Raw genomic sequence first — 18,298 nt, forward strand, 5'->3', positions numbered from 1 at the left:
CCGAGCCGCGGGGGGTGGGTGCGGGGCGCGCCCCGGAGCGACCCGGGCCCCCCCCCCCCCCCCCCGCGCGGGGGCCCCCCCCCGGGGCCCTTCGCGTACGGCCCGGGGCTCAGCCCTTGCGGCCCACGAGCTTCCAGGCGGCCGGCAGGGCGCCCATGGCGAGCGCGGCCTTGAGGGCGTCGCCGATGAGGAACGGGGTGAGGCCGAGGGCGACGGCCTCGCCGAGGGGCATGCCGGTGGCGAGGGCCAGGTAGGGCACGCCGACCGCGTAGATGAGCGCGGAGCCGAGGACCATGGCGCCCGCGGTGCGGAGCACCGAGCGGTCGGCGCCGCGGCGGGCGAGGGCACCGACGACGGTCGAGGCGAGGAGCATGCCGAGGATGTAGCCGAAGGTGGCCATGGAGGCGCCGGAGGCGCCTTCCGCGAACCACGGGACGCCCGCCACGCCCGCCACCGCGTACAGCGCGAGGGCGAGGAAACCGCGGCGCGCGCCGAGCGCCGTGCCGACGAGGAGGGCGGCGAAGGTCTGGCCGGAGACCGGGACCGGGGAGCCGGGGACCGGCACCGAGAGCTGCGCGGCGAGGCCGGTGAGGGCGGCGCCGCCGGCCACGAGGGCGATGTCGCGGGCGCGGCTCGCCGGGATGAGGTCGGCGAGGACGGTGCCCGCCCGGAGGGTGCGGGCGGGGGCGGCGGCGGTGCTCATCGGTACTCCGCGGAGGGTGAGGGTGGGAGGGACAGGTTGACGGTATGCCAGGAGTGAGCGCCCGATCACCGTCAGCCGCCGACAAAGGGACGGTCGAGCGGTTTATGGAGATCGAACAAACCCTGTCGATCACACCTCGCGCCACGTGACGCTTGTCACTGGGAACTCGTGTGGTGAGGTCCTTTTTGCGCCAGGAGGCGTTCACTGGAGAGACTGTGGGGTCCCAATAAACGTCTCCACGAGCGTCTGAGAGCACGAGCCCCCCATGCACGACCCCCTCGCCCCTGAACCGGAGCCCCTCTCCCACGGTCTGAAGCAGCGTCATCTGACGATGCTGGGGCTCGGCGGGGTGATCGGCGCCGGGCTCTTCGTCGGCTCGGGCGCCGGCATCGCCGTCGCCGGGCCCGGCATCGTGGTCTCGTACCTGATCGCCGGCGCGCTCGCGCTGCTGATCATGCGGATGCTGGGCGAGATGGCGGCGGCGATGCCCGCCTCGGGCGCGTTCTCGGTCCACGCGGAGCGGGCGCTCGGCCGCTGGGCGGGGTTCTCGGTGGGCTGGCTGTACTGGTTCCTGCTGGTCGTGGTCCTCGCCGTGGAGGCGACGGGCGCGGCGCGGATCGCGCACGGCTGGGTGCCGGGCGTGCCGCAGTGGGGCTGGGTGCTGCTCTTCATGGTCGTGTTCACCCTCGCCAACCTGGCGGCGGTGAAGAACTTCGGCGAGTTCGAGTTCTGGTTCGCGGCGCTCAAGGTCGGCGCGATCGTCCTCTTCCTCGTCCTCGGCGTGCTCGCGATCGCGGGGTGGCTGCCCGACACGGACCCGGTGGGCCTGGCCAACCTGACGGGACAGGGCGGATTCCTGCCCCACGGCTGGTCCGGGGTGGTCTCGGGCGTGCTGGCCGTCGTCTTCGCCTTCGGCGGCCTGGAGGTCGTCACGATCGCGGCGGCCGAGTCCGACGACCCGGCGCGGAACGTGGCGCGGGCGGTGCGCAGCGCGGTCTGGCGGATCCTGCTCTTCTACGTGGGCTCGATGCTGGTCATCGTGACCCTGCTGCCGTGGACCGCGATGGAGCCGGGCGAGTCGCCGTACGTGGCGGTCCTGGACGCGATCGGGGTGCCGGCGGCGGGTCAGATCATGAACGTGGTGGTGTTCGTGGCGCTGCTGTCGGCGCTCAACGCGAACCTCTACGGCTCGTCCCGGATGGTCTTCTCGCTGGCGGAGCGCGGCGAGGCGCCGAAGGGGCTGCTGCGGATCACGGGCGGCGGGGTGCCGCGCCGGGCGGTGCTCGCCTCGGTGGCGTTCGGCTTCGTCTCCGTCCTGCTCAATCTGAAGTGGCCGGATTCCGTCTTCCTCTACATGCTGAACGCGGTCGGGGCGGTGCTGCTGTTCGTCTGGGCGCTGATCGCGGTCTCGCAGCTGCGGCTGCGGCGGCGGATCGAGCGGGAGGCGCCGGAGACGCTGACGCTGCGGATGTGGGGTTTCCCGTGGCTGACGTGGGTGGCGCTGGCGGCGATGGGCGCGGTGCTCGTCCTCATGCTCCTCGACGACGGGGCGCGGCCCCAGGTGCTCTGGTCGGCGGGGGCGACGGGGGCGGTCCTGCTGGTGGCGTGGGCGCGGGAACGGCGCACCGCGTCAACGAAGCGGAACTGAATCTTCACCTTGTGTGAAGGTCGTGCCCGTATAGCGGACTCCGGTTCCCTCTGAGCGGTACGCCCACCCAGACTGTGGGCTCCCTCCCCGTCTCAGCTAGTGAACAGGGTTCGCCCATGTCTCGGACCACCGCGCCCGCGCCGGCCGACCGCAAGGACGGCGCGACCGCATCTGCCGAGGGCCTCTCGCACGGCCTCAAGCAGCGCCACCTCTCGATGATCGCCCTCGGCGGCGTCATCGGCGCCGGGCTCTTCGTCGGCTCCGGCGCCGGCATCGCCGCCGCCGGACCCTCGATCGTGATCGCCTACGCGATCTCCGGCATCCTCGTGATGCTGGTGATGCGGATGCTCGGCGAGATGTCGGCCGCGAACCCGGCCTCCGGCTCCTTCTCCGTCCACGCCGAGCGCGCCTTCGGCTCGTGGGCGGGCTTCACCTCCGGCTGGGCCTTCTGGTTCCTGCTCTGCGTGGCCGTCGGCCTGGAGGGCATCGGCGCCGCGAAGATCATGACCGGCTGGTTCCCCGGCAGCCCCGAGTGGGCCTGGGTCGCGCTGTTCATGGTGGTCTTCTGCGCCACCAACCTGGCGGCGGTGAAGAACTTCGGCGAGTTCGAGTTCTGGTTCGCGGCGCTCAAGGTCGGCGCGATCGTGCTCTTCCTCGGCATCGGCGTCCTCGCGATCGTCGGCGTCCTGCCCGGCACGGACGCCCCCGGCACCGCGAACCTCAGCGGCGACGGCGGCTTCTTCCCGCACGGCTCCGAGGGCCTGATCGTGGGCCTGCTGGCGTCCGTCTTCGCGTACGGCGGACTGGAGACGGTCACCATCGCGGCGGCCGAGTCCGAGCACCCGGTGCAGGGCGTCGCCAAGGCCGTCCGTACGGCGATGTGGCGGATCGCGCTGTTCTACATCGGCTCCATGGCCGTCATCGTCACCCTCGTCCCGTGGGACGACAAGGCGGTCGTCGAGAAGGGCCCGTACGTCGCGGCCCTCGACCACCTGGGCATCCCCGCGGCCGGCCAGATCATGAACGTGGTCGTCCTGGTCGCCCTGCTCTCGGCGATGAACGCCAACATCTACGGCGCCTCCCGGATGGCCGGCTCGCTGGTCGCGCGCGACCAGGGCCCGAAGGCGCTGGGCCGCCTGTACGGCGGGGTGCCCCGCCCGGCCGTGCTCGTCTCCTCGGTCGTCGGCTTCGGCTGTGTGCTGCTGAGCTACTGGTCGCCGGACAAGGCCTTCATCTGGCTGCTCAACACCATCGGCGCGATCATCCTGGTCGTCTGGTTCTTCATCGCCGCCTCCCAGCTGGTGCTGCGCCGCCGCACCGAGCGCGAGGCGCCCGAGAAGCTGGTCGTGCGGATGTGGGCCTTCCCCGTGCTGACCTGGGTGGCGCTGGCCGGCATGGCGGCGATCTTCGTCCTGATGGCGCGCGAGGAGGGCACCCGCGTGCAGCTGTACTGGACGGGCGGCCTGACCCTGGTGCTCGCCGCCGTCGGCTTCGTGCGCCAGAAGGCGGCATCGGGCCGCGCGGCCTGAGCTCCCGCCCCTCCCTCCCGGAAACCCCCGGACCGACGCTCGGTTCGGGGGTTTCGCCATGCCGGGAACACGAGACCTAGGACGAAGGGCTGATCAACAACGAGTCTCACCTACTGTTAGCCTGCACCTGCATATAGGTTGCAATAAGCCATCGAAGGGCTCGGTCACATGGCGATCTACACGCTCCCGGAGCTGCCGTACGACTACGCGGCGCTGGAGCCGGTGATCAATCCGCAGATCATCGAGCTGCACCACGACAAGCACCACGCCGCGTACGTCAAGGGCGCGAACGACACCCTCGAGCAGCTGGAAGAGGCGCGCGACAAGGACCAGTGGGGTGCGATCAACGGCCTGGAGAAGAACCTCGCGTTCCACCTCTCCGGCCACATCCTCCACTCCATCTACTGGAACAACATGAACAGCCCGAAGGACGGGGGCGGCGGCGAGCCGCTCGCCGCCGACGGCGTCGGTGAGCTCGCGGACGCGATCACCGAGTCCTTCGGCTCCTTCGCGAAGTTCAAGGCCCAGCTGACCAAGGCCTCCGCGACCACCCAGGGCTCCGGCTGGGGCGTCCTCGCGTACGAGCCGATCAGCGGCCGGCTCATCGTCGAGCAGGTCTACGACCACCAGGGCAACGTCGGCCAGGGCTCCGTCCCGGTGCTGGTCTTCGACGCCTGGGAGCACGCCTTCTACCTGCAGTACAAGAACCAGAAGGTCGACTTCATCGAGGCCATGTGGCAGGTCGTCAACTGGCAGGACGTGAACAAGCGCTACCAGTCGGCCAAGGCCTCGGTGCCGCTGATCTCGTTCTGACCCCTCGCTCCTGCTCGTGATCGTCTTCTCAACCTTCACCGGGCAGGCGGATGAACGAAGAACCCCCGCGATGACGTGAATCGCGGGGGTTCTTCCGTGCCTGCGGCCGGGACTACTCGAAGCTGGGCGCCGCCGTCCGGGTGCGCTTGATCTCGTAGAAGCCCGGCGTCGACGCCACGAGCAGCGTGCCGTCCCACAGCCGGGCCGCCGCCTCGCCGCGCGGGGTCGGGGTGACGACGGGGCCGAAGAAGGCGACCTCGTCGCCCGTCGGGCCCGGCACCGCGATGACCGGCGTGCCGACGTCCTGGCCGACCTTCCCTATGCCCTCCGTGTGGGAGGCGCGCAGCTCGGTGTCGTACGTGTCCAGGTCGGCGAAGTCGGCCAGGTCCTCGGGCAGGCCGACGTCCTTCAGCGCGCCGGCGATCGCCTCGCGGGTCGGGCCCTCGCCGTTGTTGTGGAAGCGGGTGCCGAGGGCCGTGTAGAGCTTGCCGACGACCTCGTCGCCGTGCAGCTGCTGGGCGGCGATCACCACGCGCACCGGGCCCCAGGCCTGGGTCTCCAGCATCTCGCGGTACTCGGCGGGGACCTCGTCGAGCCGGTTCTCGTTGAGCACCGCCAGGCTCATGACCTTCCAGCGCACGTCCACCGGGCGGACCTGCTCCACCTCCAGCATCCAGCGGGAGGTCATCCAGGCCCACGGGCACAGCGGGTCGAAGTAGAAGTCTGCGGTGGTCCTGCTCTCGGACATGTCACTCCTCGGTGAGGCCGCGGGAAGAAGAAGGTGGTGCGCCGAAAGAAGGGAACCCGCTCCGGCGCGCGCGCATTCCCGTGTCCCGGGTGACAGCTGCACATGGGAGGATCGGTGCTGTTTCGAACGCGCCACGAAGGAGTGACCGTGCCCGGTGAGAATCTGTCCCGCGACGAGGCCCACGAGCGGGCCGCGCTGCTGTCCGTCGACGGGTACGAGGTCGTCCTCGACCTCCGGTCGGCGGTCGGCGACTCGGACGAGGCGGTGCGCACCTTCCGCTCCGAGACCACGATCCGGTTCCGCCGCACCGGCGAGGGCACGAGCACGTTCGTCGACCTGATCGCCCCCTCGGTGACCTCGGTCACACTGAACGGCCGCTCCCTCGACCCCGCCGTGGTCTTCGACGGCGCGCGGATCGCGCTCGACGGCCTCGCCGACGAGAACACGCTCGTGGTGGACGCGCAGTGCGCCTACAGCCGGACCGGCGAGGGCATGCACCGCTTCGTCGACCCGGAGGACGGCGAGGTCTACCTCTACACGCAGTACGAGCCGGCCGACGCCCGCCGGGTGTACGCCACCTTCGAGCAGCCCGACCTCAAGGCCCCGTACCGCTTCGCGGTGACCGCGCCCGAGGGCTGGACGGTCTGGTCGAACGGCGCGGGCGAGCGGGACACCGAGGGCGTGTGGCGGTTCGCGGAGACCGCGCCGATCTCCACGTACATCACGTGCGTCGTGGCCGGCCCGTACCACTACGTGACCGACAGCTACACGCGCGGCGAGCTGGAGATCCCGCTCGGCGCGATGTGCCGGAAGTCGCTCGCGAAGCACTTCGACGCGGACGACGTCTTCCTGATCACCAAGCAGGGCTTCGACTTCTTCCACGACAACTTCGACTACCCGTACCCCTTCGGGAAGTACGACCAGGCCTTCGTCCCCGAGTACAACCTCGGCGCGATGGAGAACCCGGGCATGGTGACCTTCCGCGAGGAGTACATCTACCGGGGCAAGGTCACCCAGGCCGCGTACGAGAGCCGCGCCAACGTCATCCTGCACGAGATGGCGCACATGTGGTTCGGCGACCTGGTCACGATGGTGTGGTGGGACGACCTGTGGCTCAAGGAGTCCTTCGCGGACTTCATGGGCTCCTTCGTGAACGCCGAGGCCACCCGCTTCACCAACAGCTGGGTGACCTTCGCCAACAACCGCAAGTCCTGGGCGTACCGCGCCGACCAGCTGCCGTCCACGCACCCGATCACGGCCGACATCCGTGACCTGGAGGACGCCAAGCTCAACTTCGACGGCATCACGTACGCCAAGGGCGCCTCGGTGCTCAAGCAGCTCGTCGCGTACGCCGGCCGGGACGCGTTCCTGGAGGGCGCGCGCCGCTACTTCAAGCGCCACGCCTACGGGAACACGCGCCTGGCCGACCTCCTGTCCATCCTGGAGGAGACCTCCGGGCGGGACATGAAGGCCTGGGCGAAGTCCTGGCTCCAGACCTCCGGCGTCAACAGCCTGACCCCGGCCGTCACCTACGACGCCGACGGCCGGATCACCGAGCTCGCCGTCCTCCAGGAGGGCGACGAGCTGCGTCCGCACCGGGCGGCCGTGGGCCTCTACCGGGTCTCGGGCGGGGAGCTCGTGCGGTACGCGCGGGCCGAGGCCGACCTCACCGGCGCCCGGACCGTCGTCACCGAGCTCGCGGGCGCCGAGAAGCCCGACCTGGTGCTCGTCAACGACGACGACCTCACCTACTGCAAGATCCGCTTCGACGAGGGCTCGCTCGCGACGCTGCGGGCCCACCTCGGTGACATCACGGACCCGCTGGCCCGCGCCCTGTGCTGGTCGGCGCTGTGGAACCTGACCCGTGACGGGCTGATGCCCGCCCGGGACTTCGTGTCCGTCGCGCTCGCCTTCGCGGGCCGCGAGACCGACATCGGCGTCCTGCAGATGGTGCACGGCTGGACGAAGTCGGCCGTCACCCTCTACGCGACGCCCGCGTGGCGCGAGGAGGGCGGGCGGCTGCTCGCCGAGGGCGGGCTGCGCGAGCTGCGGGAGGCCGAGCCGGGCAGCGAGCACCAGCTGACCTGGGCGCGGTTCTTCGCGGCGACCGCCGCCTCCGACGCCGACTTCCAGCTCCTGGAGGGGCTGCTGGAGGGCACGGCGAAGATCGACGGCCTCGACGTCGACCAGGAGCTGCGCTGGGCGCTGCTCTCCCCGCTGGCCGCGCACGGCCGCGCGGACGACGTCCGGATCGGCGAGGAGCTCGCCCGGGACGACACGGCCACGGGCAAGCGCCACCAGACCCGCCTGCTGGCCTCGCGGCCGTCGGCGGCGGTCAAGGCGCAGGCCTGGGCGCAGGTCGTGGAGTCGGACACCCTGTCGAACGCGCTGGTCGAGGCGACCATCGCGGGCTTCGTCCAGCCCTCGCAGCGCGAGCTGATCGCGCCGTACGCGGAGAAGTACTTCGCGGCGATCGAGCGGCTGTGGGGCGAGCGGTCGATCCAGATCGGCATCGACGTGGTCCGGGGCCTGTTCCCCGGGCTCCAGGACGACGAGGCGACCCTGGCCTCGGCGGACGCCTGGCTGTCGGAGCACGAGGCGGCGGCGCCGGCGCTGCGCCGTCTCGTCCTGGAGGCACGGGACGACCTGGCGCGGGCTCTGCGCGCGCAGGCCTGCGACGGCCGGGCGGCCTGAGGCCGCGCCGGTGGGGGTCGCGGACCGCGGCCCCCATCGGCACTCGAACGTGCGTACTTTAGGGCGAGCTTGTCCCCAATTGTCGACGAGCGTGTAACAGGGGTTAGGGGAGCCTTCGGGCGCGGAAGACCCCCGGCATGAACCACAACACCCCCATCACCCCCCGCCCCCTCCCCCTCTCCTCCCGCACCGGTCGTACGCAACGCCTCGCGTCCGCCGACCAGTTGAGGGCCCAGGGCGTGCCCGCCGCCGAGGTCGCCGCGCACTGCCGGCCCGGCGGCTGGCAGCAGCTGCTGCCCGGCGTCTTCCTGCTCCAGCCCGGGCCGCCCACCGGCGAGGACCGGCTGAAGGCCGCGCTGCTCTACGCCCGCGGGGCAGGGAGCGTCCCCCCGCAGGGCCCCGACCCGATGATCACCGGGCTCGCCGCGCTCGCCCTGCACCGCCTCCCCTCCGCTCCCCCGCTCACCGCCCTGGACCGGATCGACGTGCTGGTGCCGCGCACCCGGCGGCTGCGCTCGACGGGGTGGGTGCGGGTGGTGCGCGCCCCCGAGTCGCCGGAGCCGGTGGAGCTCACGGGCGTCCCCGTCGCCCCGGTCGCCCGCGCCGTCGCCGACGCGGTGTCGGGCCTCACGGACGCGGAGACGGTACGCCGGCTGCTCACCGAGGCGGTCCGCGGCGGCCACTGCGAACCGGGCGTGATCGTCCGGGAGTTGAGCCGGGCGCGGCTGCTCTCCCGGACGCACGTGGTGGACGCGGTGGACGCGCTGCTCGCCGAGGGCCGCTCGCGGTCCGAGCAGCGGCTCTACGACATGGTCCGGGAGTTCGCGCTGCCGGACCCGGTGTGGAACGTGGACCTGCGGCTGCCGGGCGGCCCGCACCTGGGCGGGGTGGACGCCTACTGGCCGGAGCAGGCGGTGGCCGTGGAGCTGGACACCCGGGCGCCCCGGCAGGACGACGACGAGCTGTGGACCGAGTACACCCGCAAGCGGGAGCACCTGGAGCGGCTCGGCATCACGGTCGTCCACCTCACCCCGCGCAAGCTGCGGGAGGCGATGGACCAGCAGGCCACCGTGGTCCGTACGGCGCTGATGGCCGCGCCGGACCGGCACCCCGCCACGTACGTCGTCGTCCTGCCGAGGTGAGGGCTAGGACTTCGGGGCGGTGCCGGTCGTGCCGCAGAACTCGGCCTCGACGACCTTCTGGGTGTCGCCCGTCCAGTCGGCGTTGAAGTTGCCGGCGAGGGAGTGCTCGCCGTCGCGGGTCACGTGCGCGAGGGAGGAGGAGCCGTGGATGCCGCCGCCGTGGCCCCAGACCTCCACGCCGCAGCTCAGCCGCTCCTTCATGAGCCCGAGGCCGTAGCCCACGTTCGGGTAGTCGGGGGAGATCCGCACCGTGGTGGTCATCTCCTTCAGAGCGCCCTTCGTGAGGAGCCGGCCCTGGAGGAGGGCGCGGTAGAAGGTCTGCAGGTCGCGGGAGTCGGAGATGATCTCGCCCGCCGCGCCCGCGATGCTCGGGTTGAGCCTGGAGACGTCGTGGACGGGGCCGTTCACGTTCTCGGAGAGCTTGGAGTACGCCGGGCTGCTGGGCCGCGGCATGGCGGCGCGGGTCCCGGGGACGGTGGTGGCGCGGAGCTTGAGCGGCTTGACGATCCGGTTCTCGACGGCCTTGCCGTAGGGGCGGCCGGTGACCTTCTCGATCACCATGCCGGCGAGGACGAAGTTGGTGTTGGAGTAGTTCCAGGAGGTGCCGGCCGCGAAGTCGGGCTCGTGGGCCATGGCGACGGCGACGAGCTGCTCCGGGGTCCAGGTGTCGTAGCGGTGCTCAAGGAATCCGGAGCCGAAGACCTTGGCCTGGAAGGCGGGATCCTCGGTGTAGCTGTAGATGCCGCTGGTGTGGTTGAGGAGCTGGCGCACGGTGATCTTCCGGCCGTCGTGGCCGTGGCCCCGGACGACGCCGGGGAGCCACTTCTCGACCGGGTCGTCGAGGTCGACGCGGCCCTCGGCCTGGAGCTGGAGGAGGACGGTGGCGGTGAAGGTCTTGGTGATGGAGCCGACGCGGTAGCGGTCGTCCCCGCCGCGCGCGCCGGCCGTGCCGGTCCAGCGGTCGTGTCCGTCGCGGGCCTGGGCGACGGCGCCGGGGACTCCGTCGGCGACGGCCGCGTCCAGGGCCTGCTGGGTGGCCGTGTGGCCCCCCTTCGCGGGCGCCCCGCCGGCCGCGAGGGCGGGGGTGGCGAGGGCGGTGGCCGCGAGGCCCGCGACGAGCGTGGCGGCGACGACGGTACGGGCGGTGCGTGCGGCTGACATGCGGGGCTCCCCTGACGTGCGGACTGATCGGTCACGGGAGGGGACCGCGGGGAGCGGGTGGGGGTTGAGGGCGATCGGAGCGGTTGAGCCCTTTTCGGCCGTTCGCGCGGGAGGGGTCAGCCGTTCGCCGGATCGGTGAGACGGGAGCGGCCCACCGGGGGCCTCGCGCGCCACAGGTCGAGGCCGATGTCGACGAGTTCGACGCGGGTGAGGGAGGGCACGGAGTCGAGCGGGTGCCAGGCGGCGAGGTCCGTCGAACCGTCCGTCTCGTTGCGCAGGGCACCCCCGGTGACCTGCGCCTCGTAGATGATCCGCAGCCCTTGCCAGTCGCCGGGGCCGCCGAGTCGGCGGAGCCGGGAGCGCCGGATGGAGTCGATGCCGAGGAGCGCGGTCGGCTCGGTCAGGTACCCGGTCTCCTCCTCGACCTCGCGGACGACGGTGTGGACGGGCTCCTCCCCGTGGTCCATGCCGCCGCCCGGCAGCGTCCACCGCTTGACGCCGTCCTTCGCGACCCAGCGGGCGAGGAGCAACTCGTCGTCACGGACGCACACGGCGTAGGCCGCCACCCTCAACTCCTGCTGCATGGACCGAGATTAGAGCCAGTACGCGGGATACGTCCGCCCCGCGGCACGGGCGGCGCCCAGTCCGACGGCGACCAGCAGGAGCGAGGCGAGGGCGAGAAGGCCGAGAAACGACCAGAAGGGCGGCTCCTGGAGGGCGACGATCACCGCCGTGGCCGCGGCGGGCGAATGCGGGGCCCGGGCGAGCATCATCACGCCGAGGGCCAGACCGCCCGCGACGGCCGCGCCCCACGGGCCGGGCCCGGCCACGGCGAGGACCGCGAAGCCGGTCAGGGCGGACAGCAGCTGCCCGCCGATGACCGAGCGCGGCTGGGAGAGCGGCAGGGCGGGGGCGCCCGCCACCAGCGCCATGCTGGCGGCGAGCGGCGGGATGAGCAGGGGCTGGTGGAGGAGGGCGCCGAGGGCGACGAGCAGGAGGAGCGCGGCGACGGCGGCCGCGGTGGAGGCGAGGACGGTTCCGGGGCGGGGGCGCGGCGGCGCTGCGGGCCGGGGCGGGGCGGCGGGCGCGAGGGTGGCGGTCACGGGGCCTCCAGGGGCGCGGCTCGGTCAGGGGGTCGGCGGGTTGGACGGGGAGTACTCGGGTGGCGACCAGCGCAGGGGGCTGCCGGACGGGTTCTCGGCCGTGCGCTCGATCCGGAAGCGGGTCACGCGGCCGTCGGGCCCGTACTCGGTGTGCGCGAGGCCGCTGAGCGCGAGCGTGAGACCCGTCTCCCAGTCCAGGAAGAGCAGTCCGGCGCGGCCGTCGGACTCCAGGTTGCCCAGGGTCAGGAACATCGCGTTGCCCGGGTAGTCGCGCCAGCTGATCTCCCCGGGCGAGTCGACGCGGACGAAGCCGGGGTTGCCGCCGCGGTGGCTGGTGTCGAGGCCGTCGGGGGCGGCGGTGGCGACGAAGAAGGTGTCGGCCGCCCGGATCCGGCGGATCTGGTCGGGGGTGAGCGCCTCGCCGTGGCGCTCGTCACCGGCGTCGGGGCCGGCGGGCCCGGAGCCGTACCACTCCCTCTTCTGGAGGTACTTCGGGCAGTTGGAGAAGACCTGTTCGGCTTCGATCGTGAAGCCGCGCGCACTGGTCCTGGCGGTGCCGTTGAGGCGCATGCGGCGGCGGGTGCGGGGGTCGAGGGCGAGGGTGCCGACGGGGGCGCCGTCGGCGCCCTCGGGGAGGGCTGCGGCGACCGAGACCGTGTGGGGGCCGGTGGCCCGGACGAAGCCGGGCGCGCCGGTGAGCAGGCGGGCCCAGACGCGCCCCTCGGTGTCCGCGGCGCCGAGCATCAGCATGGGCTGCGCCTCCAGGAAGGCGGCGGCGACGGGGCGGATGCCCGGGGTGATGGAGCGGCCCACGTGGTCGGCGAGGTCGCGGACGCCGACGCGTCGCTGCACGGCGAGGGAGCCGGGGTGGTAGGCGGTGTTCACGGGTGCCTCCGTGCGTGCGGGTCGGCGGCTAGAAGAAGCCGCAGGTCGGGGCCGTATCGGACGGGGCTTCCGCTTCCTCGGCGCCCTTCGGGACCGAGATCTCCAGGCGGGTGCCGTCCGGGTCGTGGAAGAAGATGCCGCCGGAGGCCGCGCCCTCGCGGTGGGCGACGACGCCCTCGTACGCGAAGGAGGCGCCGCGTGCGGTGAGCGCGGCCTCGGCGGCGCGGACGTGCTCGATGGACTCGGCCTCGAAGGCGAGGTGGTGGAGCCCGGGCCGGCCGGCGTCGTAGGTGCCCTCGGACTGCTGCCAGAGGGTGAGGACCAGGCGGCCGTCCTGGCCGAGGAAGGCGTAGCGGCTGTCCTTCTCCGCGCCCTCGCCGAGGACGTCGAAGCCGAGGACGTCGCCGTAGAAGGCGAGCGAGCGCGTCAGGTCGGTGACGTTGAGGCCGACGTGGTGGGTGGCGAGCGTGCCGATCGCGGACATGAGGGTCCCCTCTCTCGTTGCGGCCACCCCCCTCGGGCTAACCGCTTAATTTGACTTTAGAGGTTAGGTGCGGCGGGAGTCAACCGCTCACGTACTCTTGAGGGGTTAGTTCACCGAGGAGGGTGCCCGCCATGACCGCCATCGACCCCCGGCCGCTCACCGGCGAGCCCGTCTCCCTGGACCTGCTGAACACCCGCTGGAACGAGGAGGGCGTCCGCCAGGACCTGCTGACGGACGTCGCGGGGCTCGCCGTCTGGCTCGCCGCCCACGGCCTGGAGGAGCGGTTCGCCGCCGACGCGGCCACCCTGCGGCACACCCTCGCCGCACGGGACGCGCTCGCCGCGCTCGTCGACCACCCCGGCGACCCCGCCGCCACCGCGCGCGTGGACGCCGTCCTCGGCCACGGCCGCATCCGGGCCACGCTCACCACCGAGGGCCCCGGCGAGGAGGCCGAGTTCGCCGATCCCGCCCGGGGCCCCGGCTGGACCGCCGCCCGCGACTACCTCGACCTGCTGCGCACGGCGCCCGACCGGATCCGGGCCTGCGCCCACGAGGCGTGCATCCTGCACTTCTTCGACACCTCGCGGAACGGCACCCGCCGCTGGTGCTCGATGGCGGTCTGCGGCAACCGCGCCAAGGCCTCCCGCCACTACGCCCGCACGAAGGAGAGCTGAGCCCCCCTCGGGAACGACTCGCCCCCGTCCAGGCGGATTCGTCCCGCCTGGCGGGTCCACGGCGCTGGCGGGTTTACGCCGCGGCGGCAATCCGGCCCCGGGCAACTCTCCACAAACCCCTGTGACTTACGAAAGGCTGAGCGGTCATCCGGCATCAATATCCGGACGCCCTCCTTTCACAAACAGGGATGTAGATGACCACCCCCGAAACTCGGAGCTCCATACCCGGAAGCGCGACGCACGGGCCCAGACGCGCGGCCCGCATCGCCGCCGCCGCGGGACTCGTCGCCGCGCTCGTCGCGACCGGTGCCGCGCCCGTGCTCGCCGCCGAAGCCCCGGCGAGCACTCCCCCGGTCAAGTCCTCGGACCCGGCCGACAAGCTCGGCGCCATCGACGCCCAGCGGCTCACCGAGGCCGAGGCGAGCGGTGAGAAGAACGTCACCGTCCTCGTCGCCACCGTGCCCGGTGCCACCGAGCAGGTCGCGGCGCAGCTCGACGCCGTCGCCGGCGCCTCCGTCGGCAAGCAGCAGGACGCGCTCGGCTACGTCCGCGCCACGCTGCCGACGGCCAAGGCCGCCGCCGCCATCAAGGCCGCGACGCAGCTCTCCTCCGTCCAGTCCGTGGACCTCCAGGCGGAGATCCCGCTGGACGACCCGACGCCGGACGCGGGCGCCGCGACGGGTGCCGTCGCCGGCACCACCGTCACGCGGACCTACCCGGCACCGGGCAAGGACACCCCGGCGAAGAACCCGTACAACCCCTCGTACGAGACGGGCGCGGTCGACTTCGTCAAGGAGCACCCGAAGGCCGACGGCCGCGGCGTGACCATCGGCATCCTGGACTCCGGTGTCGACCTGGGCCACCCGGCCCTGCAGAAGACCACCACCGGCGAGCGCAAGATCGTCGACTGGGTCACCGCCACCGACCCGCTGACCGAGGGCGACGCCACCTGGCGCGCCCAGGTCACCCCGGTCACCGGCCCGGTCTTCACCGCCTCCGCGCAGAGCTGGAAGGCCCCGGCGGGCTCGTACCAGTTCAGCCGCTTCACCGAGGCGGTCACCGCGGGCGGCGACCCGAAGGGCGACATCAACCGGGACGGCGACACCACCGACGTCTTCGGCATGCTGTACGACCCCGCCGCCGGGACCGTCCGCGTGGACACCGACCAGAACAACGACTTCACGGACAACGCGCCGATGAAGCCGTACAAGGACGGGTACCAGATCGGCTACTTCGGTACCGACAACCCGGCCACCGAGGTCGTCGAGAAGACCCCGTTCGTGGTGGAGATCCGCAAGGACGTCCCCATGGACCCGCTGGGCGGGACCTGGGTCGGCCAGAAGCGCGACTTCGTCAGCGTGGGTCTCGTCGAGTCCTCGCACGGCACGCACGTCGCCGGCATCACCGCCGCCCACGGCCTCTTCGGCGGGAAGATGAACGGCGCCGCGCCCGGCGCGAAGATCGTCTCCGCGCGCGCGTGCACCTGGTCCGGCGGCTGCACCAACACCGCCCTCACCGAGGGCATGACGGACCTCGTCGTCAACCGCGGCGTCGACATCGTCAACATGTCGATCGGCGGCCTGCCGCAGCAGAACGACGGCGACAACGTCCGTTCGCGCCTCTACACCCGCCTGATCGACCAGTACGGCGTCCAGCTGGTCATCTCGGCCGGCAACGAGGGCCCCGGCATCAACACGATCGGCGACCCCGGTCTGGCCGACAAGGTCATCTCGGTCGGCGCGGCCGTCTCCAAGGAGACCTGGGCCGCCAACTACGGCTCGGCCGTGGACAAGAAGTACGCCATGTTCCCCTTCTCCTCGCGCGGTCCGCGTGAGGACGGCGGCTTCACCCCGACCATCACCGCCCCCGGCTCGGCCGTGAACACCATCCCGACCTGGCAGCCGGGCGCCGGCGTCGCCGAGTCGGGCTACACCCTGCCCGCCGGCTACGGCATGCTCAACGGCACCTCGATGTCCTCGCCGCAGGCGGCGGGCGCGAGCGCGCTGCTGATCTCGGCCGCCAAGCAGAAGGGCATCGCGCTCTCCCCGCTCACCCTGCGGACCGCGCTGACCTCGACCGCGAAGCGCATCCCCGGTGTCGCGGCGCACGAGCAGGGCTCGGGCCTCATGGACATCGAGGAGGCCTGGGAGTCGATCAAGGACGGTGCCACCGCCCACGACTACAAGGTCGAGGCCCCGGTCGACACCGTGATCTTCCCGGCCCCGCACACCGGCACCGGCGTGTACGACCGCGAGGGCGGCCTCAAGGTCGGCCAGAAGCGCGTCTACGACGTCACCATCACGCGCACGAGCGGCCCGAACCGGCCCATCGAGCACGAGCTGGACCTCAAGTACAACGACGGCACCTTCCGCATCCTCGGCGACGACGAGATCGACCTGCCGCTGAACAAGCCGGTCACCGTCAAGCTCCAGGCCCGCGCCACCACCCCCGGCGCGCACAGCGTCATCCTGGAGGCCGACGACGAGCGCACCGAGGGCGTCGACAAGCAGATCCTCGCGACCTCGATCGTCTCCAGCGACCTGGTCGGCCCGGGCTACGGCTTCTCCGCCACCGGCTCGGTGCAGCGCAACAGCAGCACCTCCTACTTCGTCACCGTGCCCGAGGGCGCCAAGACGCTGGAGGTCGCGCTCGGCGGTCTGAAGGAGAAGAGCCAGACCCGGTTCATCTCCATCCACCCGGTCGGCGTGGGCATGGAGGACAGCGCCACCACCATGTGCTACCCGCACTACAACCCGGCCAACACCTGCCGCCCGGACCTGCGGTCCTACGCGAACCCGACGCCCGGCGTCTGGGAGATCGAGGTCGAGGCCCGCCGCACGTCGCCGGACCTGGACAACCCGTACAAGCTGAACGTCACCGCCCTCGGCGTCGACTTCGACCCGGCCGTGCAGACGGTCCCGGAGGCGAAGATCGGCACCCCCGCGGGCGTCCAGTGGCAGGTCTCCAACCGCTTCGCGGGCGTCACCGGCACCCTCAAGGGCGGTTCGCTCGGCTCGCAGAAGAGCGAGACGCCGACGATCCAGCACCACGAGCAGCAGACGAAGACCGTCACCATCGGTGCGGGCGTCGAGCGGCTCGACATCGGCATCGGCAACACCTCCGACAAGGCCGCCGACCTCGACCTCACCGTCCTCCTGGACGGCAAGCAGGTCGGACAGTCGGCGGACGGCGACTCGGAGGAGTCCGTCTCCCTCGTGAACCCGGCCGCGGGCACGTACACCGTCGTCATCGACGGCTACTCGGTCGGTGCCGCGGGCGGCACCACGTACGACTACAAGGACGTGTACTACTCGTCCTCGCTCGGCACCGTGAAGGTCGACGCCTCGAAGCCGGTCGTCCTGGCGAACGGCGCCTCCGCCCCGGTCGCGGCCGAGGTCGTCGTCGCGGGCGCGGCCCCCGAGGGACGCCAGTTCTTCGGCGAGGTCCAGCTGCTCAACGCGCGCGGCACCGTCGCGGGCACCGGCAGCGTCCTGATCGGCTCGGTCACCCCGTAGCACCACGCAGGTGAAGGGGCGGGTGCCGGAACCGGCGCCCGCCCCTTTCACGTCCCGGTGATCGTCCCGGTGGATGCCCCGACACTCGTCCCGACCTGTGGACAATGGATTGGACAAGGCGCCCCGGGACATACGCATCATGGACCGGCAGCACCCTGCACATACGTACGGAGGAGTCCCCGTGAAGGTCGGAATCGTCGGAGCCACCGGTCAGGTCGGCACAGTCATGCGCAGCATCCTGGCCGAGCGCGAGTTCCCGCTCGACGAGCTGCGGCTCTTCGCCTCCGCCCGTTCCGCCGGGACCGTCGTGGACGGCGTCACGGTCGAGGACGCCTCCACCGCCGACTACACCGGCCTCGACATCGTGCTCTTCTCCGCCGGCGGCGCCACCTCCAAGGCCCTCGCCGAGAAGGTCGCCTCGCAGGGCGCCGTCGTGATCGACAACTCCTCCGCCTGGCGCCGTGACCCCGAGGTCCCGCTGGTGGTCTCCGAGGTCAACCCGCACGCGATCAAGGACCGCCCCAAGGGCATCATCGCCAACCCGAACTGCACCACGATGGCCGCCATGCCGGTCCTCAAGCCGCTCCACCAGGAGGCCGGCCTCACCGCGCTGATCGCCACCACCTACCAGGCCGTCTCCGGCTCGGGCGTGGCCGGTGTCGCCGAGCTGCGCACGCAGGCGTGCGCCGTGGCCGAGACCGCCGACCAGCTGGCCTTCGACGGCGAGGCCGTCGAGTTCCCCGAGCCCGCCGTCTACAAGCGCCCGATCGCCTTCAACGTGGTCCCGCTGGCCGGTTCGATCGTCGACGACGGCTCCTTCGAGACCGACGAGGAGCAGAAGCTCCGCAACGAGTCCCGCAAGATCCTGGAGATCCCGGAGCTCAAGGTCTCCGGCACCTGCGTCCGCGTCCCGGTCTTCTCCGGCCACTCCCTCCAGGTGAACGTGCGCTTCGAGCGCCCGATCAGCGTCGAGCGCGCCTACGAGCTCCTGAAGGACGCCGAGGGCGTCGTGCTCTCCGAGATCCCGACCCCGCTCCAGGCCGCCGGCAAGGACGCCTCCTACGTGGGCCGCATCCGCGTGGACGAGACCGTCGACAACGGCCTCGCGCTCTTCCTCTCCAACGACAACCTGCGCAAGGGCGCGGCGCTGAACGCCGTGCAGATCGCGGAGCTCGTCGCGGCCGAGCTCAAGGGCTAGT

General features: G+C 72.0%; 15 protein-coding genes. 8 read left to right on the forward strand and 7 right to left on the reverse strand.

Annotated elements, in window-relative coordinates; genetic code table 11:
• Positions 1-109: 109 nt before the first annotated feature.
• On the reverse strand, positions 110-703 hold the full coding sequence (locus ACFV2S_RS03735; protein WP_383791024.1) for a biotin transporter BioY: 594 nt from the start codon (positions 701-703) through the stop codon (positions 110-112).
• A gap of 265 nt (positions 704-968) precedes the next feature.
• Here ACFV2S_RS03735 and ACFV2S_RS03740 point away from each other — a divergent pair, with 265 nt between their 5' ends.
• From ACFV2S_RS03740 to ACFV2S_RS03750, 3 genes are all read left to right on the forward strand, one after another.
• Entirely contained in the window at positions 969-2,351 is a 1,383-nt protein-coding gene (locus ACFV2S_RS03740) for an amino acid permease (protein ID WP_385553909.1), read from the forward strand.
• A gap of 116 nt (positions 2,352-2,467) precedes the next feature.
• Positions 2,468-3,880, forward strand: coding sequence for an amino acid permease (locus ACFV2S_RS03745; protein WP_383791030.1), 1,413 nt, complete (start codon positions 2,468-2,470; stop codon positions 3,878-3,880).
• Positions 3,881-4,048: 168 nt separating this feature from the next.
• Positions 4,049-4,693: a superoxide dismutase gene (locus ACFV2S_RS03750; protein WP_385553911.1), complete on the forward strand. Its 645-nt coding sequence runs from the start codon at positions 4,049-4,051 to the stop codon at positions 4,691-4,693.
• 112 nt (positions 4,694-4,805) lie between these two features.
• On the opposite strand, the gene ACFV2S_RS03755 is transcribed toward ACFV2S_RS03750, so the two are convergent.
• Positions 4,806-5,441 carry a DsbA family protein gene (locus tag ACFV2S_RS03755; protein ID WP_385553913.1) on the reverse strand — a complete coding sequence of 212 codons (636 nt, stop codon included), beginning with the start codon at positions 5,439-5,441 and terminating at the stop codon, positions 4,806-4,808.
• Positions 5,442-5,588: 147 nt separating this feature from the next.
• On the opposite strand from ACFV2S_RS03755, the gene pepN reads away from it, so the two are divergent.
• Both pepN and ACFV2S_RS03765 read left to right on the forward strand, forming a co-directional pair.
• Entirely contained in the window at positions 5,589-8,135 is a 2,547-nt protein-coding gene (gene pepN / locus ACFV2S_RS03760) for an aminopeptidase N (RefSeq protein WP_385553915.1), read from the forward strand.
• Between the two features lie 137 nt (positions 8,136-8,272).
• Complete coding sequence (locus ACFV2S_RS03765) at positions 8,273-9,277, forward strand: hypothetical protein (protein WP_385553917.1); 1,005 nt, start codon at positions 8,273-8,275, stop codon at positions 9,275-9,277.
• A gap of 3 nt (positions 9,278-9,280) precedes the next feature.
• Here ACFV2S_RS03765 and ACFV2S_RS03770 read toward each other — a convergent pair whose 3' ends face one another.
• The 5 genes from ACFV2S_RS03770 to ACFV2S_RS03790 all read right to left on the reverse strand — a co-directional run bounded on the left by ACFV2S_RS03770 (position 9,281) and on the right by ACFV2S_RS03790 (position 12,910).
• Complete coding sequence (locus tag ACFV2S_RS03770) at positions 9,281-10,438, reverse strand: serine hydrolase domain-containing protein (protein WP_385553919.1); 1,158 nt, start codon at positions 10,436-10,438, stop codon at positions 9,281-9,283.
• A gap of 116 nt (positions 10,439-10,554) precedes the next feature.
• The gene (locus tag ACFV2S_RS03775; protein ID WP_385553921.1) at positions 10,555-11,022 is read right to left on the reverse strand and encodes an NUDIX hydrolase; all 468 of its coding nucleotides are present in this window, start codon (positions 11,020-11,022) and stop codon (positions 10,555-10,557) included.
• A 9-nt stretch (positions 11,023-11,031) separates the two neighbouring features.
• Positions 11,032-11,541, reverse strand: a complete 510-nt coding sequence (locus ACFV2S_RS03780) for an HPP family protein (RefSeq protein WP_385553922.1) — start codon at positions 11,539-11,541, stop codon at positions 11,032-11,034.
• A 24-nt stretch (positions 11,542-11,565) separates the two neighbouring features.
• Positions 11,566-12,426, reverse strand: coding sequence for a pyridoxamine 5'-phosphate oxidase family protein (locus ACFV2S_RS03785; protein WP_385553924.1), 861 nt, complete (start codon positions 12,424-12,426; stop codon positions 11,566-11,568).
• A 28-nt stretch (positions 12,427-12,454) separates the two neighbouring features.
• A complete protein-coding gene (locus ACFV2S_RS03790) occupies positions 12,455-12,910 on the reverse strand; it encodes a VOC family protein (protein WP_385553926.1) in 456 nt (151 codons plus the stop codon).
• A gap of 131 nt (positions 12,911-13,041) precedes the next feature.
• Between ACFV2S_RS03790 and ACFV2S_RS03795 the strand changes: the two genes are divergently transcribed.
• The 3 genes from ACFV2S_RS03795 (at position 13,042) to ACFV2S_RS03805 (ending at position 18,297) form a co-directional block, all read left to right on the forward strand.
• Entirely contained in the window at positions 13,042-13,584 is a 543-nt protein-coding gene (locus ACFV2S_RS03795; RefSeq protein ID WP_385553928.1) for a CGNR zinc finger domain-containing protein, read from the forward strand.
• 194 nt (positions 13,585-13,778) lie between these two features.
• Positions 13,779-17,099, forward strand: a complete 3,321-nt coding sequence (locus ACFV2S_RS03800; RefSeq protein WP_385553930.1) for a S8 family serine peptidase — start codon at positions 13,779-13,781, stop codon at positions 17,097-17,099.
• Between the two features lie 181 nt (positions 17,100-17,280).
• Positions 17,281-18,297 (forward strand): aspartate-semialdehyde dehydrogenase, encoded by a 1,017-nt coding sequence (locus ACFV2S_RS03805; RefSeq protein WP_385553932.1) that lies wholly within the window; start codon positions 17,281-17,283, stop codon positions 18,295-18,297.
• Position 18,298: the final 1 nt, after the last annotated feature.

Source organism: Streptomyces sp. NPDC059695 (assembly GCF_042733785.1).
GTDB lineage: Bacteria > Actinomycetota > Actinomycetes > Streptomycetales > Streptomycetaceae > Streptomyces.